This window comes from Pseudomonas sp. NY15374 (genome assembly GCF_048068255.1).
Lineage (GTDB): Bacteria > Pseudomonadota > Gammaproteobacteria > Pseudomonadales > Pseudomonadaceae > Aquipseudomonas > Aquipseudomonas machongensis.
Genome location: NZ_JBLUPZ010000012.1, coordinates 127390 through 148695, shown reverse-complemented (window position 1 = coordinate 148695; position 21306 = coordinate 127390). Strand labels below are relative to the sequence as shown.

Here is a 21306-nt window from a genome sequence, read left to right as displayed (position 1 = left end):
AAAAGTCCTTACGAATCTGTCTATCAGCCGCGGGCGATAAGCGCCGCGTCGGCCTCGACCTTCTCGGCCGCTTTCTGGCGGATGAGCTTTTCCAGCTCATCGACCAGGTTGTCATTGGTCAGCTTCTGCGCCGGCTTGCCATCGATGTACACCAGGTTGGGGGTGCCACCGGTCAGGCCGACGTGGGATTCCTTGGCTTCGCCCGGGCCGTTGACCACGCAGCCGATCACCGCGACGTCCAGCGGCACCAGCAGGTCTTCCAGGCGCCCTTCAAGCTCGTTCATGGTCTTGACCACATCGAAATTCTGCCGCGAACAGCTCGGGCAGGCGATGAAGTTGATGCCACGCGAGCGCAGGTGCAGCGACTTGAGGATGTCGTAGCCGACCTTCACTTCCTCGACCGGATCGGCAGCAAGCGAGATGCGAATGGTATCGCCAATGCCTTCGGCGAGCAGCATACCGAGGCCGACGGCGGATTTCACCGTCCCCGAGCGCAGACCACCGGCTTCGGTGATGCCCAGGTGCAGCGGCTGCACGATCTGCCTGGCCAGCAGGCGGTAGGCTTCGACGGCCATGAACACGTCGGAGGCCTTGACGCTGACCTTGAAGTCCTGGAAGTCGAGGCGGTCAAGGTGCTCGACATGGCGCAGCGCCGACTCGACCAGCGCAGCCGGGGTCGGTTCGCCGTACTTCTTCTGCAGGTCCTTTTCCAGCGAGCCGGCATTGACGCCGATGCGAATCGGGATGCCACGGTCGCGAGCGGCATCGACCACCGCGCGTACGCGGTCTTCACGGCCGATGTTGCCCGGGTTGATGCGCAGGCAGTCAACACCAAGCTCGGCGACGCGCAGGGCAATCTTGTAGTCGAAATGGATGTCGGCGACCAATGGCACGCTGACCAGTTGCTTGATCTTGCCGAAGGCTTCGGCCGCGTCCATGTCTGGCACCGAGACGCGGACGATGTCGACACCGGCATCGACCAGGCGCTGGATCTGCCCAACGGTGGCGGCGACATCATTGGTGTCGGTGTTGGTCATGCTCTGTACCGCGATGGGTGCATCACCACCCACCGGCACATTGCCGACCCAGATTTTGCGGGATTCGCGACGTTTGATCGGAGATTCGCCGTGCATGACTTACTGTCCCAACTTCAGGCGAGCGGTCTCGCCACTGGTGAACGGGGCGACATCGACGGCCTGACCGTTGTAGCTGACCTGAGCGCCGCGGGCAAAGCCCAGGCGGACCGCGAACGGCGGCTTGCCGGTCAGTTCCAGGCTGTCACCCTTGCGCTTGATCGCGCTGAACAGCACCTTGCCGTTGCCGTCGGTGACCTGGGTCCAGCAATCGGCGGTGAATTGAATGGCGACCTTGCCGTCGCCAGCAGCAACCACGGCAGGCTCGGTAGCTGCTGGAGCGGTCGGTGCGGCGTGGTTGGCAGGCGCGGTCGGTGCGGGCGTGGTGGCCGGCGTGTGGGTCTGGGCAGGAGCCTGGGCAACCGGAGCGGCTGGAGCGGCGGCTGATGCCGAGGTGGCCGGGGCGCTTTCCACAGGCGCCTCGGCAGCGGGTTCGGTCGGAGCCTGTTCAAGCGGCAGTGGCGCGCTTTCAGGCTGCTGGCCAGCAGTCACGGCCTGGTCTTCCGGCTCGTCGAGCGGGTGGATCTGGGTGGTACCGTCGGCGCTTTCGACCTCGACATGCTCCAGGGCGATCTTGGCCAGGTCCTTGCCACGCAGGCTGCTCTGGTCCTGCCACCAGAAGAAGCCGCCACCGACCACAGCCACCAGCAGCAACAGGCTGACGACACGCAGGATGTTGTGCGAAAGGCGCACCGGCTCCTCGATACGACCAAGGGCATGCACTTCGCTGCCCTTGGCGTGAGTCCCGGTGATCTGGTCGAAAGCCTCGACGAGCGGCGCCTGGTCCATCTCCATGAGCTTGGCGTAGGCGCGGATATAGCCGCGCGCGAACGTGTGTCCGGGAAGCTTGTCGAAGGCGCCGGTTTCCAGGTTGTTCAGCGAAGTGACCGTGAGATTCAGCTTACGGGCGACCTCGGCCTGCGACCAGTTCCGGTTCTCGCGGGCCTGGCGCAAGACATCACCGGGATTCTGCTGAATCGCTGCTGCTGCTTCGGGGTGCGCGGCTTTCATCGTTGCTCCGACAGGTATTGCTGATATTCCGGCGTACCGGGATAAAGTCGTTGTAATTTCTTGCCCAGCTCGGCCGCGGTGCCGTGCTCTTCGAAGACTCGGGCGAGGCGGCTGCCCAACAACAGACTGCGGGCGTCATGATCGCCTTGCTGGCTGAAACGTTCGTAGTAGTCCCGGGCCGGCACATAATGCCTGTTTTCGTAGGACAACTCAGCCATTTCCAGCAGCGCTCGTGGTTGCCGTTGATTGAGCCGCAGGGCCTTGTCCAGGTATTCGTGCGCCTGCTCGCGGCGCCCCTGCTTGAGTGCGGTCAGGCCAAGGTTCTCGTACACCCGGGAGCGCTCAGGATACAGGGTATCGGCGGCGGCTTGGCGAAACATCTGCTCTGCCTGGCGAAAATGCCCTTGAGCATATAGGAAACTGCCGTAGTTGTTGCGAATCCGCGTGTCATCCGGGCGTTGCGACAAGGCTTCGCGGAAATGGCCATCGGCCAGATCGGGCTCGCCCTGGGCCTGAAAGACCAGGCCCAGGGCGGCGTGTGCATCGGCATCACGGCTGTTCAACGCAAGCGCCCTTGCCAGCGGGGCCTTGGCTTGCTCAGTCATGCCTTGTTGCAAATACCCCAGGCCCAACTGCACGTAGGCACGCCCTGCCTCCGCCCTGCCCTGTCGGCTGGAAAGCGGATCACCTGCCCCGCCGGACACGCAGCCGGCCAGCAGCAAAAGCGACAGGATCGACAGCGCGGCGCGCAGGGTCATCGGCGGAGTCCGTCAGTGGCGCGCAGCGCTGTCGTGCAGCTCGCTGCCATCGGCGTTGATCTGGCGCACGGCGATGTAGCGTTCGCTGCGGCGGGTGCGGTCCATTACCTGCCCCACCAACTGGCCACAGGCCGCGTCGATATCTTCGCCGCGGGTGGTGCGGGTGGTGACGTTGAAGCCGCCGTGGTGCAGCAGATCCTGGAAGCGACGGATCGCATTGTTGCTGGGGCGCTCGTAACCGGAGTGCGGGAACGGGTTGAACGGAATCAGGTTGATCTTGCACGGCACGTCACGCAGCAATTCGATCATCTGCGCGGCATGCTCAGGCTGATCGTTGACGTCCTTGAGCAAGGTGTACTCGATGGTAAGCACCCGCTTGCCCCCGAGCGTGGACATGTAGCCCATGCAGGACTCGAGCAGCATCTTGAGCGGGTACTTCTTGTTGATCGGGACCAACTGGTTGCGCAACGCGTCGTTGGGCGCATGCAGCGACAACGCCAGCGACACGTCGATGTGCTTGGCCAGCTCGTTGATCATCGGCACGACACCCGAGGTGGACAGGGTGACGCGACGCTTGGAAATGCCATAGCCCAGATCGTCCATCATGATCTTCATCGCGGCGATGACATTGTCGAAGTTCAGCAAGGGCTCGCCCATGCCCATCATGACCACGTTGGTGATAGCGCGGTCGATCTTGGCGGGGACGGTCCCGAAGGATTTGTTGGCAAGCCACACCTGGCCAATCACTTCGGCAGCGGTGAGGTTGCTGTTGAAGCCTTGCTTGCCGGTGGAGCAGAAACTGCAGTCCAGGGCACAGCCGGCTTGCGACGAAACGCAGAGGGTACCGCGGTCGTCGGTGGGAATGTAGACGGTCTCGACGCAGCTGCCGGAGGCAACGCGGACTACCCATTTACGGGTACCGTCAGCGGAAATGTCCTCGCTGACCACTTCCGGGGGGCGAATCTCGGCAACGGCCTCGAGCTTTTCGCGCAAGACCTTGCCAACGTTGGTCATGTCCGCAAAGTCGGACACGCCAAAATGGTGAATCCATTTCATCACCTGACCGGCACGGAAGCGCTTCTCCCCGATCGAGTCGAAGAACTGTTCCATTTCCGGCAGGGTCAGCCCCAACAGGTTGATTTTGCCAGTAGATGTCGTCATGGATTCACCCTCACTCGTAAGCTTTCGCTTAGCGAGTGGTTACCTCGGTAGCAGCGAAGAAGTAAGCGATTTCGCGAGCTGCAGCGGCTTCGGAGTCCGAACCGTGAACGGCGTTGGCGTCGATCGACTCGGCGAAGTCGGCACGGATGGTGCCTGGAGCGGCTTCTTTAGGGTTGGTGGCGCCCATCAGCTCACGGTTCAGAGCGATGGCGTTCTCGCCTTCCAGCACCTGAACGACGACCGGGCCGGAAGTCATGAAGGCAACCAGATCACCGAAGAAGCCACGAGCGCTGTGCTCGGCGTAGAAGCCTTCGGCTTCGGCCTTGGACAGTTGCTTGATTTTCGAAGCGACGATTTTCAGGCCAGCTTCTTCGAAGCGAGTGGTGATCTTGCCGATGACGTTCTTGGCAACTGCGTCAGGCTTGATGATGGAGAAAGTACGTTGAACAGCCATGGAAAACTCCAGAATTTGAGTGTTGCGAAAAATTAAACCCGCGAATTATACGCGGGTTCCAGGGGATTGCCTAACCTGCAGAGACGCTCAGTCGGCTTCTTCGATCCAGGCCGCCTGGATGGCCTCGAGCACTTTCTCACCGCCGCGTGACGGATCGTCGCTGAACTCTGGCAAAGCCAGCACCCAACGGTGCAGATCGACGAAATTCACATATTTAGGATCGACGTCCGGCTTGCTTTCCGCAAGCTGGATGGCGATCTCAAGTACATCAATCCATTTCAGGCTCATGCTGAAAACCTCAGTGCGGCGCTTCGGCAGCGTGGTTGAGCGAGTATTTCGGAATCTCGATGGTGATGTCTTCATCACCCACGATCACCTGGCACGCCAGGCGGGACTGCGCTTCCAGGCCCCAGGCCTTGTCCAGCATGTCTTCTTCCAGCTCGTCGGCTTCTTCCAGCGAGTCGAAACCTTCACGCACGATGCAGTGACAGGTGGTGCAGGCACACACGCCACCGCAGGCGCTTTCCATCTCGATATGGTGCTCGTGGGCCAGCTCCAGGATGTTGGTCCCTGGCTCCACTTCGACCACCAGCCCATCCGGGCAGAACTTCTCATGCGGCAGGAAAATCACCTGGGGCATCGGTTACTCCTCGATCTCATTCAGGTTGCGCCCGGCCAGTGCGGCTTTGACCGTCGAATCAAGGCGACGGGCGGCAAAGGCATCGGTCACCTGCGACAGACGCTTGGTCTGTTGCTCGATGGCCGCGCCATCGGTGCCGCTGAGCAAATCACGCAATTCTTGCATCTGGAAGGCGATGGCCTCGCGCTCGTCAGCGCTGAGCAGACGCTCGCCATCGGCATCCAGGGCGCCCTGCACCGCTTCGAGCAACCGCTCGGCATCGACCTGGTGCTCGCGCAACTGGCGCGCCTGCTTGTCGGAGCCTGCGTGCTCGAAGGAGTCCTTGAGCATACGAGCGATCTCGCCGTCGGTCAGGCCGTACGACGGCTTGACCTGGATGCTCGACTCCACGCCCGAGCCCAGCTCGCGGGCCGCGACGCTGAGCAGGCCGTCGGCATCGACCTGGAAGGTCACGCGGATCTTCGCTGCACCGGCCACCATCGCCGGGATGCCGCGCAGCTCGAAGCGGGCCAGCGAACGACAGTCGCTGATCAGCTCGCGCTCGCCCTGCAGGACGTGAATCATCATGGCCGACTGGCCATCCTTGTAGGTGGTGAACTCCTGGGCGCGAGCCACGGGAATCGTGGTGTTGCGTGGAATCACCTTCTCCATCAACCCGCCCATGGTCTCAAGACCCAACGACAGCGGGATGACGTCCAGAAGTAACAATTCGCCACCCTCGCGGCGATTACCGGCCAGGGTGTCGGCCTGGATCGCGGCACCAATAGCGACGACCTGGTCCGGATCGATCGAGGTCAGCGGAGCGCGGCCGAACAGCGTGCCGACGGCTTCACGCACACGCGGCACGCGCGTCGAGCCACCGACCATGACCACCGCACCGACCTCTTCCAGCTCGACACCGCTGTCGCGCACGGCGCGGCGGCAGGCCTTGAGGCTGCGGGCGATCAGGGGTTCGATCATGGCTTCGAAGGCGGCACGGCTGAGCTCGCCCTGCCAGGCGCCATGGGCGACGCTGACGGTATCGGCGTCGGTCAAGGCCTCTTTGGCGGCACAGGCCGTCTGCAGCAGTTGACGCTGGGTCGCCGGGTCGAGATCGGCGGACAGACCGGCCTGCTCGATGATCCAGCCGGCAATGGCGTGGTCGAAGTCATCGCCGCCCAGGGCAGTGTCGCCCCCCGTGGCCAGCACTTCGAAGACGCCCGCGGTCAGGCGCAGGATCGAAATATCGAAAGTGCCGCCCCCCAGGTCGAAGATCGCCACCACGCCTTCGGCGTTCTGGTCCAGGCCATAGGCCACGGCGGCAGCGGTCGGCTCGTTGAGCAGGCGCAGCACGTTCAGGCCAGCCAGACGCGCAGCGTCCTTGGTGGCCTGGCGCTGGGCGTCGTCGAAATAGGCCGGCACGGTGATGACCGCCCCCACCAGTTCGCCACCGAGGGTTTGCTCGGCGCGCAGACGCAGGACCTTGAGAATGTCGGCCGACACCTCTACCGGACTCTTCGGCCCCTGGACGGTGTCGATGAACGGCATGTGCGACTCGCCGCCAACGAAGCGATAGGGCAGTTGCTCGCCCAGCTGCTTGACGTCGGCAAGACCGCGCCCCATCAGGCGCTTGACCGAAAGCACGGTGTTCAGCGGGTCGCTGGCGGCTGCATCACGAGCCGCCTGGCCAACGTCGCTGTGCCCTGGCAAATAGCGCACTGCGGACGGCAGGATGACGTTGCCCTGGGCGTCGGGCAGGGGCTCGCTGCGACCGCTGCGCACCGCAGCGACGAGAGAGTTGGTGGTACCCAGGTCGATACCCACCGCCAGGCGACGCTGGTGCGGCTGGGGGCTCTGACCGGGTTCGGCGATCTGCAGTAGGGCCATGCTTATCTGAATACCTTAGGCGTCATCACGGGCAACGCCGGGGTTAATCGTCGAGGCGCTCTTCGAGTTGGCGCACTTCTTGGGCGAGCTTGTCGAGAAACTGCATGCGGCGCATCAGGCGCTCGGCCCTGTCGCGCTCGGCAGCTTGATCCCAGCAGGCGGCGAAATCCTCGTTGAGCGTGTCCTGGGCGACCTTCAGGCGCTTCTTGAACACGGCAACACCGTCGAGGTCGGCTTCGTCCTGCAGCTCTTCGAGTTCTTCGCGCCACTGCATCTGCTGCAGCAGGAAGTCGGGGTCGTGGACCGTGACCTCCTGCGGCACTTCATGACCGCTGACGGCCAGCAGATAACGCGCGCGACGCGGCGCGCTGCGCAGCGTCTGGTAGGCGTCGTTGAGTGCTGCGGACTTTTCCAGGGCGACACGCTGCTCACGCTCGGAGGCGTCGGCGAAGCGGTCCGGATGGACCTCGCGGGCCAGCTCACGATAACGGGTGGCCAGCTTGTCGAGGTCCAGGCGAAAGCCCGGCTGCAGGTCGAACAGGGCGAAATGGCAAGGAGTACCCACGTCAAGCCTCAGACATTGAAGCTTTCGCCGCAGCCACACTCACCGCGCACGTTGGGGTTGTTGAACTTGAAGCCTTCGTTCAACCCTTCCTTGACGAAATCCAGCTCGGTGCCATCGAGATACACCAGGCTCTTCGGGTCGATGATGACCTTCACGCCATGGTTCTCGAACACCTGGTCCTCGTCGGCCAGCTCGTCGACGAACTCCAGCACGTAGGCCAGGCCCGAGCAGCCGGTGGTGCGCACGCCCAGGCGGATGCCCTCACCCTTGCCGCGCCCGTCGAGGGAGCGGCGAATGTGGTTGGCGGCGGCTTCTGTCATGCTGATAGCCATCGGAACTCCTTACCTCGCGGCGACTTAGATCAAGCCTTTCTTCTGCTTGTAATCGCGAACGGCTGCCTTGATGGCATCTTCGGCGAGTACCGAGCAGTGGATCTTGACCGGCGGCAACGCCAGTTCTTCGGCCAGCTGAGTGTTCTTGATGGTTTCGGCTTCGTCCAGGGTCTTGCCCTTCATCCACTCGGTGGCCAGGGAGCTGGAGGCGATGGCCGAACCGCAGCCGTAGGTCTTGAACTTGGCATCTTCGATGATGCCTTGCTCGTTGACCTTGATCTGCAGACGCATCACGTCACCGCAAGCCGGGGCGCCGACCATGCCGGTACCGACGTCCGGATCTTCGGCGTCCATCTTGCCGACGTTGCGCGGGTTTTCGTAGTGGTCGATGACCTTTTCACTGTATGCCATGGTGCAATTCCTTCCTCATCAGGGAGCCGCTCTTGCTGGCGACTGCTTAGTGGGCGGCCCACTCGATCTTGGAGATGTCGACGCCGTCTTTGTACATGTCCCACAGCGGCGACAGTTCACGCAGTTTGTTCACGGCCTTGCAGACTTCCTGCGCGGCGTAGTCGACTTCTTCTTCAGTGGTGAAGCGACCGAAGGAGAAGCGGATCGAGCTGTGCGCCAGTTCGTCGTTGCGGCCCAGGGCGCGCAGTACATAAGACGGCTCGAGCGACGCGGAGGTGCAGGCCGAACCGGAAGATACGGCGATGTCCTTGAGCGACATCAGCAGCGACTCGCCTTCGACGTAGTTGAAGCTCAGGTTCAGGTTGTGCGGAACGCGCTGGGTCTGGCTGCCGTTGACGTACAGCTCTTCAAGGTCGGAGACCTGCTTGAAGAAGCGGTCGCTCAACGCCTTGATGCGCACGTTTTCAGCGGCCATTTCCTGCTTGGCGATGGCGAAGGCCTCGCCCATGCCCACGATCTGGTGGGTCGGCAGGGTGCCCGAACGCATGCCGCGCTCATGACCACCGCCGTGAATGATGGCTTCCAGGCGCACACGCGGCTTGCGGCTGACGTACAACGCGCCGATGCCCTTCGGGCCGTAGACCTTGTGCGCCGAGAACGACATCAGGTCGACCTTGGTCTTCTGCACGTCGATTTCGACCTTGCCGGCCGACTGAGCGGCATCGACGTGGAACAGCACGCCGCGCGAGCGGGTCAGTTCACCGATAGCGGCGATATCGTTGATCGAGCCGACTTCGTTGTTCACATGCATCAGCGAGACGAGGATGGTGTCGTCGCGCAGCACTGCCTCGACCATCGCCGGGGTGACGATGCCATCTTCACCGGGTTCGAGGTAGGTGACTTCGAAACCTTCGCGCTCGAGCTGGCGAGCGGTGTCGAGGACCGCCTTGTGCTCGATCTTGGAGGTGATGATGTGCTTGCCCTTGGTCTGATAGAAGTGCGCGACACCCTTGAGCGCGAGGTTGTCGGACTCGGTGGCACCGCTGGTCCAGACGATTTCGCGCGGGTCGGCATTGATCAGCTCGGCGACCTGGCGGCGGCCATTCTCGACCGCCTCTTCAGCGCGCCAGCCGAACACGTGGGAACGCGAGGCCGGGTTACCGAAGTTTCCGTCGACCAGCAGGCAGTCGGCCATCTTCTGGGCGACGCGGGGATCGACCGGGGTGGTCGCGGAGTAATCGAGGTAGATCGGCAACTTCATTGAGTATCTCCTATCAGGCGTTGGCGTCGCTCGTCGCTGCATCAGTCGACGGCGGACGTCTCAATCTTGTCCAGCTGGGCAACGCGACCGGCGACTCGACGCAGGTCCTGGCGCTGGGCGACTTCCTGCACCTCACGGCGCATGACGAGGTCGGACAGGCTGATGCCGCTGAGGAATTCGTGGATCTGCTGGCTGAGGTCACACCACAGGTGGTGGGTCAGGCAGGTATCACCGGCGTGGCAATCCCCGAGGCCTTGGCAGCGAGTGGCGTCTACCGACTCGTTGACCGCGTCGATTACCTGCGCCACCTGGATGGTTTCCATGCCCCGCGACAGCTGGTAGCCGCCACCCGGACCGCGCACGCTGGATACCAGGCTGCTGCGGCGCAGCTTGGCGAACAGCTGTTCCAGATAGGAGAGGGAGATGCCCTGGCGCTCGGAAATGTCGGCCAAGGATACCGGCCCATGCTGCGCGTGCAACGCCAGGTCGAGCATGGCGGTGACGGCGTAACGGCCTTTGGTAGTCAATCGCATGGCTATGGGTACCACGGGAGTTACAGGATGTGTGCGAGTATGCGATTCCCGAGCATTTAAGTCAACTATAAGACCTAGTGCTTTAGTCGGGCTTGCATGCGGGAAGCGGGCGCGATGATAGCAGACAAGGGGCGCGAGCACACGCCCCGTGTATCAGCCGGACGTAATCAATGCGACGGAGTGTCGCTCTGCGCAGCCTGCTTGACCTCGGCGAAGTCTTCTTCCGGCAGCGCCGGCAGGGCCTTGGCACAGTAGTCACTGCCCAGGTTGGTCAGCGCCCCGCACATGCCCTCCAGGCGCTCGTCGACCGCCTGCAGGTGGTCGAGCATCTGGCCGATGGCGCGCGCTACCGGGTCGGGCATGTCGCCACTGACGCCGTAGGCATCGAAGCCGATCTTCTCGGCCATGGCCTTGCGCTTGGCCTCGACCTCGCTGTCTTCGGTCTTGACGATGATCCGCCCCGGGATCCCGACTGCCGTGGCGCCGGCCGGCACGGCCTTGGTCACCACCGCATTGGAGCCGATCTTGGCCCCGGCACCAACCGTGAACGGGCCGAGCACCTTGGCGCCCGCCCCCACCACTACGCCGTTTTCCAGGGTCGGGTGTCGCTTGCCCTTGTTCCAGCTGGTGCCGCCGAGGGTAACGCCCTGGTAGAGCGTCACGTCATCGCCGATCTCGGCGGTCTCGCCGATGACGATGCCCATGCCATGATCGATGAAGAAGCGCCGGCCAATGGTGGCGCCCGGGTGGATCTCGATGCCGGTCATCCAGCGCCCGAAGTTCGACACCAGGCGCGCCAGCCACTTGAAGTCGCGCTTCCACAGCGCATTGCCCAGGCGATGCAGCCAGATGGCATGCATCCCCGGGTAGCAGGTCAGTACCTCGAAGGCATTGCGCGCCGCCGGGTCACGATGAAACACACTCTGGATATCTTCACGCAGACGCTCGAACATTGTTTCTAGTCCTTCCGCTTGTGCGCATCACCCCGTGCGACCTTCTGGGTCTCGGTGAGGATGCCGCGCAAAATGCTCATTTCCGAACGGTTGACCGAGCTGCGCCCATACAACCGGCGCAGGCGCGCCATCAGGTGCTTGGGCTTCTCAGGGTCAAGGAAGCTGATGTCCACCAGGGTCTTTTCCAGGTGTTCGTAGAACAGCTCCATTTCGTCCAGGGTGGCCAGCTCATCGCTGGCATCGACCTTCTCGACCTTCGCCGGCGCACCTTGCGCCGCCAGCCATGCTGTGCGCACCTCGTAGGCGAGCACCTGGACCGCGGCGGCAAGATTCAGCGAGCTGAAATCGGGGTTCGATGGAATGTGGACGTGGAAGTGACATCGCTGCAGTTCGTCATTGGTCAGGCCTGCATGTTCACGACCGAACACCAGGGCGATCTCCTCGCCAGCGGCCGCACGCGCGACGCTCTGCACCCCGCATTCGCGCGGGTCGAGCATCGGCCACGGCATGCTGCGGTCTCGGGCGCTGGTACCAATCGCCAGACTGCAACCGGCCAGCGCCTGCTCGAGCGTATCGACCACGATGGCGCCCTCCAGCACGTCGTCGGCACCAGAGGCGCGGGCACTGGCGTCGGCCGCGGGGAAATCCAGAGGCTGAACCAGCACCAGGCGCGACAAGCCCATGTTTTTCATGGCACGAGCAGCGCCGCCGATGTTGCCGGGGTGGCTGGTATTGACCAGAACAACACGAATATTCTGCAGCAAGGTGTCGAGCTCACGGATGCCTATAAAGGGGGGAACGATCTTACCTAAGCGACGGGCGTAACGCCACGAATGCGAATGTCACCCTTCTGCCGGAACAGTTTTCTGATAGACTAGGCGGCTTTCTTCTTTAACATCTCCAGGTGAAACGCCCATGCAGCCTATGCTGAATATCGCCCTGCGCGCCGCTCGCAGCGCCAGTGAACTGATTTTCCGCTCCATCGAACGCCTGGACAGCATCAAGGTCGACGAGAAAGAGGCCAAGGATTACGTCTCCGAGGTCGATCGCGCCGCCGAGCAGACCATCGTCAACGCCCTGCGCAAGGCTTACCCGAACCACTCGATCCAGGGTGAAGAGACTGGCCTGCACGCCGGCTCCGGTGAGGAAGGCAAGGACTACCTGTGGATCATCGATCCACTGGATGGCACCACCAACTTCCTGCGTGGCGTTCCGCACTTCGCGGTCAGCATCGCCTGCAAATACCGCGGCCGTCTCGAGCACGCGGTCATCGTCGACCCGGTCCGCCAGGAAGAATTCACCGCCAGCCGCGGTCGTGGCGCCCAGCTCAACGGTCGTCGCCTGCGTGTCAGCTCGCGCACCAGCCTGGAAGGCGCCCTGCTGGGTACCGGCTTCCCGTTCCGCGACAGCCAGATGGCTGACCTGGACAACTACCTCGGCATGTTCCGCGCCCTCACCGGCCAGACCGCCGGCATCCGCCGCGCGGGTTCCGCCGCCCTGGACCTGGCCTACGTTGCCGCTGGTCGTTTCGACGCCTTCTGGGAGTCGGGCCTGTCCGAGTGGGACATGGCGGCAGGCGTACTGCTGATCCAGGAAGCGGGCGGCCTGGTGAGCGACTTCAACGGTGGCCACGACTTCCTCGACAAAGGCCACATCGTTGCCGGCAACATCAAGTGCTTCAAGGCGGTACTGACCGCCATCCAGCCGCACCTGCCGGAAAACCTGAAGCGCTGAGCCAGGGCTTCGGATGCAAAAAAAGCACCCCGTGGGGTGCTTTTTTTGTGCCTGTTTTCCCTGGCTCTGCTGGCCCGCGACGAGGCCAGCATCCAGATCACTGCCCGGGCTGCGCCTGGCTCAGCACCAGCTTGCCATTCTTGTCCAGCGGAATGGTCGAACCTGGCTCGTGGTCCATCTTCACCACACCAGCCTGGTCACCGATGGTGTACTTCACGGTGTAGCCCACCACCTTGTCGCTGATGTCGTTGACCGTGTTGCAGCGCGTTTGCGTGGTGGTGTAGGTGTCACGCTCCTGCATGCCTTCCTGCACCTTGTTGCCGGCATAACCACCACCCACCGCACCTGCGACCGTGGCGATCTTCTTGCCGGTGCCGCCACCGATCTGGTTACCCAGCAGGCCACCGGCCAGGGCGCCCACCACGGTACCGGCGATCTGGTGCTGGTCCTGCACCGGTCGCTGGCGCGTCACGGTCACGTCCTTGCACACTTCGCGCGGTGTCTTCACCTGCTGCTTGATCGGTTGTACGTCAGTGACCTGGGCGTATTCCGGCCCTTTGTTCACCAAGCTGTAGGTCGCCACAGCACCTCCGGCTGTAACACCGACAGCACCCAGAACCGCACCCACCAGCATTGATTTGTTCACGTGGAATCTCCTGATCATACCCGCGGGACATTGCCCGCCTTCTCCCTGCCTTGGAGCAAAAAAAAAGGCGCGAGTTCAACTCTCGCGCCTCTCTTTACGCCAAACGGCGTAGGACAAGCCCTTACGGACGGTCGTCCACACCCTCGGCCTTGACCGGCGGGATCAGGTCTTCACTGTTCAGGTTCAGCCAGATCAGCACCACGTTGGCGATGTAGATCGACGAGTAGGTACCCGCCATGACGCCCAGGAACAGCGCCAGCGAGAAGCCGAACAGGTTGTCGCCACCGAAGAACAGCAGCGCTGCGATCGCCAGCAAGGTCGACACCGAGGTGGCGATGGTGCGCAGCAGGGTCTGGGTGGTCGAGACGTTGATGTTCTCGATCAGCGACGCCTTGCGCATGACGCGGAAGTTCTCACGCACCCGGTCGAACACGACGATGGTGTCGTTGAGCGAGTAGCCGATGATCGCCAGCACTGCCGCCAGCACCGTCAGGTCGAAGGTGATCTGGAAGAACGAGAGGATGCCTACGGTCACGATCACGTCGTGCACCAGCGAGACGATCGCCCCCACTGCGAACTTCCACTGGAAGCGAAACGCCAGGTAGATCAGTACCCCGCCCAGCGCCAGCAGCATGCCCAGGCCGCCCTGGTCACGCAGTTCTTCACCGACCTGCGGGCCGACGAACTCGACACGCTTGACGGTGGCCGGGTTGTCGCCGCCCACTTTCTGCAGCGCCTGGGCAACCTGATTGCCCAGTTGCGGGTCGTCGCCAGGCATGCGCACCAGCAGGTCGGTGGTGGCACCGAAGCTCTGCACGATGGCCTCGTGGAAGCCGGACTCGACCAGCTCGGCACGCACCGCCTTGAGGTCGGCCGGACGCTCGTAGGTCAGCTCGATGAGCGTACCGCCGGTGAAGTCCAGGCCGAAGTTCAAGCCCTTGTGCCACCAGCTGAACAGCGCCAGTACGGTCAGCAGGACAGTGACGGCGAACGCAACGTTGCGCACGCCCATGAAGTTGATGGTTTTCATCGCAGCTCCCTCAAACCCACAGCTTCTTGATGTCACGCCCGCCACAGGTCAGGTTGACCATTGCGCGGGTCACCATGACGGCGGTGAACATCGAGGTGAAAATCCCGAGGGACATGGTGACCGCGAAGCCCTTGACCGGGCCGGTACCCATGGCGAACAGGATGCCGCCGACCAGCAGGCTGGTCAGGTTGGCGTCGATGATCGCGGTGTAGGCACGGTTGAAGCCTTCGTGGATGGCGCGCTGCACCGACATGCCGTTTTTCAGCTCCTCGCGAATCCGCGAGAAGATCAGCACGTTGGCGTCGACCGCCATACCCATGGTCAACACGATACCGGCGATACCCGGCAGCGTCAGGGTCGCGCCCAACAGCGACATCAGCGCCAGCAGCAACACCATGTTGCCCGCCAGGGCGATGGTGGCGATCACGCCGAAGCCACGGTAGATGGCGATGATGAACAGCGAGACGAACAACATGCCCCACAGCGATGCATCGACACCCTTGGTGATGTTGTCGGCACCCAGGCTTGGGCCGATGGTACGTTCTTCGGCGAAGTACATCGGTGCGGCCAGACCACCGGCACGCAGCAGCAGGGCCAGTTCGGACGACTCACCCTGGCCGTTCAGGCCGGTAATACGGAACTGGCTGCCCAGCGGCGACTGGATGGTCGCCAGGCTGATGATCTTCTTCTCTTCCTGGAAGCTCTGTACCGCCACTTCCTTCTCGACGCCATCAACGGTCTGCTTGACGTAGCGGGTCACCGGCTTCTGCTCGATGAAGATCACCGCCATGCTGCGACCGACGTTGCTGCGCGTGGCGCGGCTCATCAACTCGCCACCGTGGCCATCCAGGCGGATGTTCACCTGCGGACGACCGTGCTCGTCGAAGCTCGCCTGGGCATCGGTAACCTGGTCACCGGTGATGATCAAGCCACGCTCGACCGCAGCCGAACGGTTGCCGTCACGGAACTCGAAGACCTCGGTGGTCGCTTTCGAAGCACCTGGCTCAGCGCCGAAGCGGAACTCCAGGTTGGCCGTCTTGCCGAGGATACGCTTGGCTTCGGCAGTGTCCTGCACGCCCGGCAGCTCGACCACGATACGGTTGGCGCCCTGGCGCTGAACCAGCGGCTCGGCCACGCCCAGCTCGTTCACACGGTTGCGGACGGTGGTCAGGTTCTGCTTGATGGAGTATTCGCGGATTTCGGCGACCTTGGCCTGGGTCAGCGCCAGACGCAGCACGGAGAGCTCGTTGCGCTCGGTGGTGGTGATGTCGAAATCATTGAAATTCTTGCGGACCAGGGCACGTGCCTGTTCGCGAGTAGCATCGTCGGCGAAGCCCAGCATGATGCTGCCGTCCTGCTGGGGCAGGCTACGGTAGCGCACGCGCTCTTTGCGCAGCAGGGTCTTCACTTCGCCGTCGTAGACCTTCAGGCGGGCGCTCATGGCCTTGTCCATGTCCACTTCCAGCAGGAAGTGCACACCACCGGAGAGGTCCAGGCCCAGCTTCATCGGGCTGGCACCCAGGTTGCGCAGCCACTGCGGGGTGGTCTGGGCCAGGTTCAGTGCGACGACGTAGTCGTCACCCAAGGTCTTGCGCACCACATCCTTGGCCGGCAGTTGGTCTTCCTGGTTGGTCAGGCGCACCAGCGCACTGCCCTTCTCGCCCAGGCTGCCACCCTTGACGGTGATACCGGCATCGGCCAGCGCTTTGGTGGCGCGGTCGAGGTCGGCCTGGCTCACGTGCAGCGCGGAACTTGCACCGCTGATCTGCACCGCCGGGTCATCCGGGTAGAGGTTGGGAGCGGAATAAATAAAGCCGACCGCCAGTACCACCAGGATCAGCAGGTATTTCCACAGAGGGTATTTGTTCAGCATCACGCCGCCCGTTCAAGACGCGGGGCGCTTTGCGCGCCCCGACTGGAAAAAATGAAACCGGTAACTCAGATAGCCTTGAGCGTACCTTTTGGCAGGGTCGCGGCGATGGCGCCCTTCTGGAACTTCAGCTCGACGTTGTCGGACACTTCCAGGACCACGAAATCGTCGGAAACCTTGACGATCTTGCCGGCGATACCGCCGTTGGTGACCACTTCGTCACCCTTCTGCAGGGCGCCGAGCAGGTTCTTCTGCTCTTTGGCACGCTTGGCCTGTGGGCGCCAGATCATCAGGTAGAAGATGACCAGGAAACCGACCAGGAAGATCCACTCGAAGCCAGTACCGGCTGGGCCGGCGGCAGGGGCTGCAGCGTCCGCGTAAGCGGCGGGAATCAGAAAGCTCATGTAGCACTCCAGTTGCTGAATTTAGTTATGTGTGCGAACAGTCAGTCCAAAGGCGGAACGGGAAGTCCGCGCTTGGCATAGAAGGCGTCGACAAAGGCGGCCAATTTACCCTGTTGAATAGCCTCGCGTAAACCGGCCATCAAGCGCTGGTAATGGCGCAAGTTGTGGATGGTATTCAGCATGCTGCTCAACATTTCGCCGCACTTGTCCAGGTGATGCAGATAAGCGCGGGAGAAGTTGGTGCAGGTGTAGCAGTCACAGGTCGGATCCAGCGGCGAATCATCGTGGCGATGGAACGCATTGCGGATCTTGATCACCCCTGTATCGACGAACAGATGGCCGTTGCGCGCGTTGCGCGTAGGCATCACGCAGTCGAACATGTCGACGCCGCGGCGCACACCCTCAACCAGATCTTCCGGTTTGCCTACCCCCATAAGGTAACGAGGTTTGTCAGCAGGCATTTGTGCCGGCAGGTAATCCAGTACCTTGATCATCTCGTGCTTGGGTTCGCCCACCGACAGGCCGCCGATAGCCAGGCCGTCGAAGTCGATGTTGACCAGTGCTTCCAGCGAGCGCATGCGCAGGTCCTGGTACATGCCACCCTGAACGATGCCGAACAGCGCCGCGGTATTGTCGCCGTGGGCGTTCTTCGAGCGCTGGGCCCAACGCAGCGACAGCTCCATGGAGGTGCGCGCCACATCGTGCTCGGCCGGGTACGGCGTGCACTCGTCGAAGATCATCACGATGTCCGAGCCCAGGTCGCGCTGCACCTGCATCGACTCTTCCGGCCCCATGAACACCTTGGAGCCGTCGACCGGCGAGGCGAAGGTCACGCCCTCTTCCTTGATCTTGCGCATCGCGCCCAGGCTGAACACCTGGAAACCGCCGGAGTCGGTGAGGATCGGGCCTTTCCACTGCATGAAGTCGTGCAGGCCGTTGTGCTTCTTGATCACCTCGGTGCCCGGGCGCAGCCACAGGTGGAAGGTGTTGCCCAGGATGATCTCGGCGCCGATGGCCTCGATGTCCCGCGGCAGCATGCCCTTGACCGTGCCATAGGTGCCCACCGGCATGAACGCCGGGGTTTCCACGGTGCCACGGGGGAAGGTCAGCCGACCGCGACGGGCCTTGCCGTCGGTGGCCAGCAGTTCGAAGGACATTCGACAGGTGCGACTCATGCTTGATCCTCGGGGCCGCGCGGCGCCGGATTGCGGGTGATGAACATGGCATCACCGTAACTGAAGAAGCGGTATCCCTGCTCGACCGCCGCGGCGTATGCGGCCATGGTCTCGGGATACCCCGCAAAGGCCGAGACCAGCATCAGCAGCGTGGACTCGGGCAAATGGAAGTTGGTCACCAGCGCATCGACCACGTGGAACGGTCGGCCGGGGTAGATGAAGATGTCGGTGTCGCCACTGAACGCCTTGAGCACACCATCGCGCGCCGCACTCTCCAGCGAGCGCACGCTGGTGGTACCGACCGCGATCACCCGCCCACCACGGGCGCGGCAGGCCTCGATGGCATCGACCACGTCCTGGCTCACTTCGAGCCACTCTTTATGCATGTGGTGATCTTCGATCTTGTCGACCCGCACCGGCTGGAAGGTGCCGGCACCCACGTGCAGGGTGACGAAGGCACGCTCGACGCCCTTGGCGGCGATCTGCTCCAGCAGCGCCTCGTCGAAATGCAGGCCCGCCGTAGGTGCAGCAACCGCACCGGCACGCTCGGCGTACACGGTCTGGTAGCGCTCACGGTCGGCGCCTTCATCCGGGCGGTCGATATACGGCGGCAGCGGCATGTGACCGACGCGATCGAGCAGTGGCAGCACCTCTTCGGTGAAGCGCAGCTCGAACAGCGTCTCATGGCGCGCGACCATTTCGGCCTCGCCACCGCCATCGATCAGCACCGTGGCGCCGACCTTCAGTGCCTTGCTGGCACGCACATGGGCCAGTACCCGATGGCTGTCGAGCACCCGCTCGATCAGCACTTCCAGCTTGCCGCCGGAGGCTTTCTGACCGAACAGCCGCGCCGGAATCACCCGAGTGTTGTTGAACACCATCAGGTCGCCCGGGCGCAGGTACTCGAGCAAATCGGTGAAGCGCCGGTGCGCCAGCTCCCCGCTCGGCCCGTCAAGGACCAGCAGACGGCTGCCATGGCGCTCAGCCAGGGGATGGCGGGCGATGAGGGAATCGGGGAGTTCGAAGGAAAAATCGGCGACGCGCATGATCGTGTTCGGCTTGGCAGGGCCGGGAAGTTTAGCCCAATGCATGAAAATTGACCATGAAAGCCGATTGACCGACTGCAGGAGCCTCTCTATACTGCGGCGCCACAAGCCCTGATGGCGGAATTGGTAGACGCGGCGGATTCAAAATCCGTTTTCGAAAGGAGTGGGAGTTCGAGTCTCCCTCGGGGCACCAAGATCCAAAAAAAACCGACCTTATGGTCGGTTTTTTTATGGGCGGGATTCAGACCGACGTTGTCGGGGGGAGCGAACCGCCGCCCACCTCAGCGCCGACTCAACGCCAGCCGCGCCGCAAACAACACAAACACCAGCCCGGTCGCCCGATCCATCCACTGAATCACTTTCCCTTTGCGCAACACCCCGGCCATTGATTGTGTCGCACTGATCAACCCCACCGCCCAGATCAGCCCCAGCAGCACATGAATGCCCACAAGCCCGAAGGTCCATGCAATCAATGGCTGGCCTTGCGGAATGAATTGCGGCAGGAACGACACGTAGAAAATCCCGACCTTGGGATTGAGCAGATTGCCCATCATGCCCTTGAGGAACCAATTCGCTGCCGGTCTCCCCTCGGCCTCGGCAGGCGCCAGCGACTGGCGTGGGCGCAGGAGCATGTTCACGCCTAGCCATGCCAGATAGGCCGCGCCGCAGTACTTCAGGATGTCGTATGCCAGCTCGGAGACGGCGATCAATGCGCCAAGGCCGAAGGCGACCGCTGCGCCCCAAAGCAGGCAGCCGGCGTTGATGCCCAGGGCCGCGCGCAGTCCCTGCTTGCGTCCTTCGACGGCGGAGGTTCTGAGAATCAAGGCGGTGTCGAGGCCGGGGGTTACCGTTAGCAGGGTAGCCGCGAGTGTGAAGGCAATCAGATTGTCGGCGATGGACATGGGGGCTCTACCTGGGCGGGAAGTTGCCCTAGATTAGCTTGGGCGAAGCTTTTTTCGTTGTGGATAAGTGGCTAGATTTTCAGTTTTTCCCCATTCCCTGTAGTCCGTTTCCCAAACATACTCTCGGCCGCCTAAAGCCGTTGCGGTGCCATGGGGCGCGTTCTAGTCTCGCCCGGTCGTTGCTCATCAACGACCGGCTATGACAGGCCGAATCAGCATTGCAACTCACACGGCTTCGCTTTTATGGCGGCTGTAGGTGGGGCACCTCCGGGTGCGCCGGGTTTCCTTGCTGACCGGTCTGTCAACCTACTTACAGCTGCCACCCTCTTGTTTGACAGCAATGGTGGTGGTCCCTTCATCAGCGAGGAGTTCACCATGTTAAAGATCGTCCCCGATCCCCCTTTCTCCCACGAAAATCCCCACGCCCTCGAAGACCTCGTCCTCCAACTCATCGAACACCTCACCTGCGCCTTCGCCATCACCCACCACAGCACAGCCCTCACCCTCGGCACGCCCGCCCAGCCCCTGACCATCACCACCGCCCACGAAGTCGATGCCGCCCTGACGCTGGCGGAAACCGCACTAAGCAGGATCCAGGTCCGTCACTGAAGGAGCATTGGAGATGAGCGATACCACTGCAGGCGTCACCGGGTTCGGATACGGCGATGGCGACAAGCCGCTGTTCCGGGTCGAGCCCGGACATGATTCGAAACTGGCAATGGAACAGGCCTCGGCGATGATGGCCTGCGCCAAGCGCATGACCTTGCTCGCCTCCACCGACGGCGAGGCCGACCTGGGCTGGGCCGCGCACTTGCTGTGCGACATGGTCAAGGCGGTGATGGACGACGTGGAGATAGGACGCGGGCGGGGAAGCCGCTAGGTCAGAGCCGCATTGTCGATAGGCTGGGGCTGCACGTGGCCCCGGCCTATTGAATCGAATCGGCTACACAGGCTGTGATTCAGTCGCTTGGGCGAACCGCTGGCTTCGCACCAGCAGTACCAAACTCCACACTTTGACGGCTTCCGCACCAACTCCCAGTAGAAAAAGCAGCCAGGGTGCTGGCGTAACAAGCACGTTGGGCCATAGGAAGGCGATAGGTATCGAGGGAAGCAGGATCATTCGAAATGGCGCCTGGGCCAGGCCCACATAGGCCGCAGCACGCACGCCTTTGATAAACAGCAAACCGCTGGCGACTACCGAGAGATGCACCGCTACGCCCGTAAGGCCGATAAATAATGCCAGCTCGCCATGCTCACGTGACAAGGCAACAATGCTTTGCAGATCATCCCAAAATGGAATCCGACCACGGCGAATACTGGCGACTGCGTAGAGCGCGATGATGAGCGCATCCATCGCGCCCCAGCATAATTGGGTGCATCGCTGATGCCGATCATTCATCAGGGCCAAAAGCTTCTCCTTT

26 protein-coding genes and 1 tRNA gene are annotated in these 21306 nt (G+C 62.6%); 4 read left to right on the top strand and 23 right to left on the bottom strand.

Features of this window, described 5'->3' with window-relative positions; genetic code table 11:
- Positions 1-23: 23 nt before the first annotated feature.
- From ispG to trmJ, 15 genes are all read right to left on the bottom strand, one after another.
- Complete coding sequence (ispG, locus tag ACNFHO_RS22885) at positions 24-1133, bottom strand: flavodoxin-dependent (E)-4-hydroxy-3-methylbut-2-enyl-diphosphate synthase (protein WP_054892556.1); 1110 nt, start codon at positions 1131-1133, stop codon at positions 24-26.
- Positions 1134-1136: 3 nt separating this feature from the next.
- Positions 1137-2144, bottom strand: coding sequence for a RodZ domain-containing protein (locus ACNFHO_RS22880; RefSeq protein ID WP_416767434.1), 1008 nt, complete (start codon positions 2142-2144; stop codon positions 1137-1139).
- Entirely contained in the window at positions 2141-2902 is a 762-nt protein-coding gene (gene pilW, locus ACNFHO_RS22875) for a type IV pilus biogenesis/stability protein PilW (protein WP_416767432.1), read from the bottom strand. Before pilW ends, ACNFHO_RS22880 begins: the two co-directional genes overlap by 4 nt.
- A gap of 12 nt (positions 2903-2914) precedes the next feature.
- Complete coding sequence (rlmN, locus tag ACNFHO_RS22870) at positions 2915-4063, bottom strand: 23S rRNA (adenine(2503)-C(2))-methyltransferase RlmN (RefSeq protein ID WP_416767430.1); 1149 nt, start codon at positions 4061-4063, stop codon at positions 2915-2917.
- Positions 4064-4091: 28 nt separating this feature from the next.
- Complete coding sequence (ndk, locus tag ACNFHO_RS22865) at positions 4092-4517, bottom strand: nucleoside-diphosphate kinase (RefSeq protein ID WP_011532343.1); 426 nt, start codon at positions 4515-4517, stop codon at positions 4092-4094.
- An 87-nt stretch (positions 4518-4604) separates the two neighbouring features.
- The gene (gene iscX, locus ACNFHO_RS22860) at positions 4605-4805 is read right to left on the bottom strand and encodes a Fe-S cluster assembly protein IscX (RefSeq protein ID WP_027920277.1); all 201 of its coding nucleotides are present in this window, start codon (positions 4803-4805) and stop codon (positions 4605-4607) included.
- Between the two features lie 10 nt (positions 4806-4815).
- A complete protein-coding gene (gene fdx / locus ACNFHO_RS22855; protein ID WP_063546067.1) occupies positions 4816-5157 on the bottom strand; it encodes an ISC system 2Fe-2S type ferredoxin in 342 nt (113 codons plus the stop codon).
- Positions 5158-5160: 3 nt separating this feature from the next.
- Positions 5161-7023, bottom strand: a complete 1863-nt coding sequence (gene hscA / locus ACNFHO_RS22850) for a Fe-S protein assembly chaperone HscA (protein ID WP_054892552.1) — start codon at positions 7021-7023, stop codon at positions 5161-5163.
- A gap of 43 nt (positions 7024-7066) precedes the next feature.
- Positions 7067-7588 (bottom strand): co-chaperone HscB, encoded by a 522-nt coding sequence (hscB, locus tag ACNFHO_RS22845; protein ID WP_054892551.1) that lies wholly within the window; start codon positions 7586-7588, stop codon positions 7067-7069.
- Between the two features lie 8 nt (positions 7589-7596).
- Positions 7597-7920 (bottom strand): iron-sulfur cluster assembly protein IscA, encoded by a 324-nt coding sequence (gene iscA / locus ACNFHO_RS22840; RefSeq protein WP_003248536.1) that lies wholly within the window; start codon positions 7918-7920, stop codon positions 7597-7599.
- A gap of 24 nt (positions 7921-7944) precedes the next feature.
- The gene (gene iscU, locus ACNFHO_RS22835; RefSeq protein WP_003443374.1) at positions 7945-8331 is read right to left on the bottom strand and encodes a Fe-S cluster assembly scaffold IscU; all 387 of its coding nucleotides are present in this window, start codon (positions 8329-8331) and stop codon (positions 7945-7947) included.
- A gap of 46 nt (positions 8332-8377) precedes the next feature.
- The gene (locus ACNFHO_RS22830; protein WP_054925565.1) at positions 8378-9592 is read right to left on the bottom strand and encodes an IscS subfamily cysteine desulfurase; all 1215 of its coding nucleotides are present in this window, start codon (positions 9590-9592) and stop codon (positions 8378-8380) included.
- 41 nt (positions 9593-9633) lie between these two features.
- Positions 9634-10125, bottom strand: a complete 492-nt coding sequence (gene iscR / locus ACNFHO_RS22825; protein WP_054892549.1) for a Fe-S cluster assembly transcriptional regulator IscR — start codon at positions 10123-10125, stop codon at positions 9634-9636.
- A 167-nt stretch (positions 10126-10292) separates the two neighbouring features.
- On the bottom strand, positions 10293-11078 hold the full coding sequence (gene cysE, locus ACNFHO_RS22820; RefSeq protein ID WP_054892548.1) for a serine O-acetyltransferase: 786 nt from the start codon (positions 11076-11078) through the stop codon (positions 10293-10295).
- Positions 11079-11083: 5 nt separating this feature from the next.
- On the bottom strand, positions 11084-11842 hold the full coding sequence (gene trmJ, locus ACNFHO_RS22815; protein WP_112899129.1) for a tRNA (cytosine(32)/uridine(32)-2'-O)-methyltransferase TrmJ: 759 nt from the start codon (positions 11840-11842) through the stop codon (positions 11084-11086).
- A gap of 151 nt (positions 11843-11993) precedes the next feature.
- Here trmJ and suhB point away from each other — a divergent pair, with 151 nt between their 5' ends.
- On the top strand, positions 11994-12812 hold the full coding sequence (suhB, locus tag ACNFHO_RS22810; protein ID WP_054892546.1) for an inositol-phosphate phosphatase: 819 nt from the start codon (positions 11994-11996) through the stop codon (positions 12810-12812).
- Positions 12813-12909: 97 nt separating this feature from the next.
- Here suhB and ACNFHO_RS22805 read toward each other — a convergent pair whose 3' ends face one another.
- The 6 genes from ACNFHO_RS22805 to queA all read right to left on the bottom strand — a co-directional run bounded on the left by ACNFHO_RS22805 (position 12910) and on the right by queA (position 18983).
- The gene (locus tag ACNFHO_RS22805; RefSeq protein ID WP_054892545.1) at positions 12910-13458 is read right to left on the bottom strand and encodes a glycine zipper 2TM domain-containing protein; all 549 of its coding nucleotides are present in this window, start codon (positions 13456-13458) and stop codon (positions 12910-12912) included.
- Between the two features lie 121 nt (positions 13459-13579).
- Entirely contained in the window at positions 13580-14488 is a 909-nt protein-coding gene (secF, locus tag ACNFHO_RS22800) for a protein translocase subunit SecF (protein ID WP_063546069.1), read from the bottom strand.
- Between the two features lie 10 nt (positions 14489-14498).
- Positions 14499-16361, bottom strand: coding sequence for a protein translocase subunit SecD (gene secD, locus ACNFHO_RS22795; RefSeq protein ID WP_054925563.1), 1863 nt, complete (start codon positions 16359-16361; stop codon positions 14499-14501).
- A 65-nt stretch (positions 16362-16426) separates the two neighbouring features.
- Positions 16427-16762: a preprotein translocase subunit YajC gene (yajC, locus tag ACNFHO_RS22790; RefSeq protein WP_054892542.1), complete on the bottom strand. Its 336-nt coding sequence runs from the start codon at positions 16760-16762 to the stop codon at positions 16427-16429.
- A 41-nt stretch (positions 16763-16803) separates the two neighbouring features.
- Positions 16804-17919, bottom strand: coding sequence for a tRNA guanosine(34) transglycosylase Tgt (tgt, locus tag ACNFHO_RS22785; RefSeq protein ID WP_162144435.1), 1116 nt, complete (start codon positions 17917-17919; stop codon positions 16804-16806).
- A gap of 14 nt (positions 17920-17933) precedes the next feature.
- Entirely contained in the window at positions 17934-18983 is a 1050-nt protein-coding gene (gene queA, locus ACNFHO_RS22780; protein WP_063546071.1) for a tRNA preQ1(34) S-adenosylmethionine ribosyltransferase-isomerase QueA, read from the bottom strand.
- 108 nt (positions 18984-19091) lie between these two features.
- Here queA and ACNFHO_RS22775 point away from each other — a divergent pair.
- Positions 19092-19176: transfer RNA gene (locus ACNFHO_RS22775), tRNA-Leu, on the top strand.
- 88 nt (positions 19177-19264) lie between these two features.
- Here ACNFHO_RS22775 and ACNFHO_RS22770 read toward each other — a convergent pair.
- On the bottom strand, positions 19265-19885 hold the full coding sequence (locus tag ACNFHO_RS22770) for a LysE family translocator (RefSeq protein ID WP_112899133.1): 621 nt from the start codon (positions 19883-19885) through the stop codon (positions 19265-19267).
- Positions 19886-20260: 375 nt separating this feature from the next.
- On the opposite strand from ACNFHO_RS22770, the gene ACNFHO_RS22765 reads away from it, so the two are divergent.
- Together ACNFHO_RS22765 and ACNFHO_RS22760 are read left to right on the top strand one after the other, a co-directional pair.
- Positions 20261-20494 carry a hypothetical protein gene (locus ACNFHO_RS22765; protein WP_112899134.1) on the top strand — a complete coding sequence of 78 codons (234 nt, stop codon included), beginning with the start codon at positions 20261-20263 and terminating at the stop codon, positions 20492-20494.
- A gap of 13 nt (positions 20495-20507) precedes the next feature.
- Positions 20508-20765, top strand: coding sequence for a DUF3077 domain-containing protein (locus ACNFHO_RS22760; protein WP_112899135.1), 258 nt, complete (start codon positions 20508-20510; stop codon positions 20763-20765).
- Between the two features lie 63 nt (positions 20766-20828).
- Here the strand turns inward: ACNFHO_RS22760 and ACNFHO_RS22755 are convergent, their stop codons facing one another.
- Positions 20829-21293 carry a hypothetical protein gene (locus ACNFHO_RS22755; protein WP_416767424.1) on the bottom strand — a complete coding sequence of 155 codons (465 nt, stop codon included), beginning with the start codon at positions 21291-21293 and terminating at the stop codon, positions 20829-20831.
- Positions 21294-21306 lie beyond the last annotated feature (13 nt).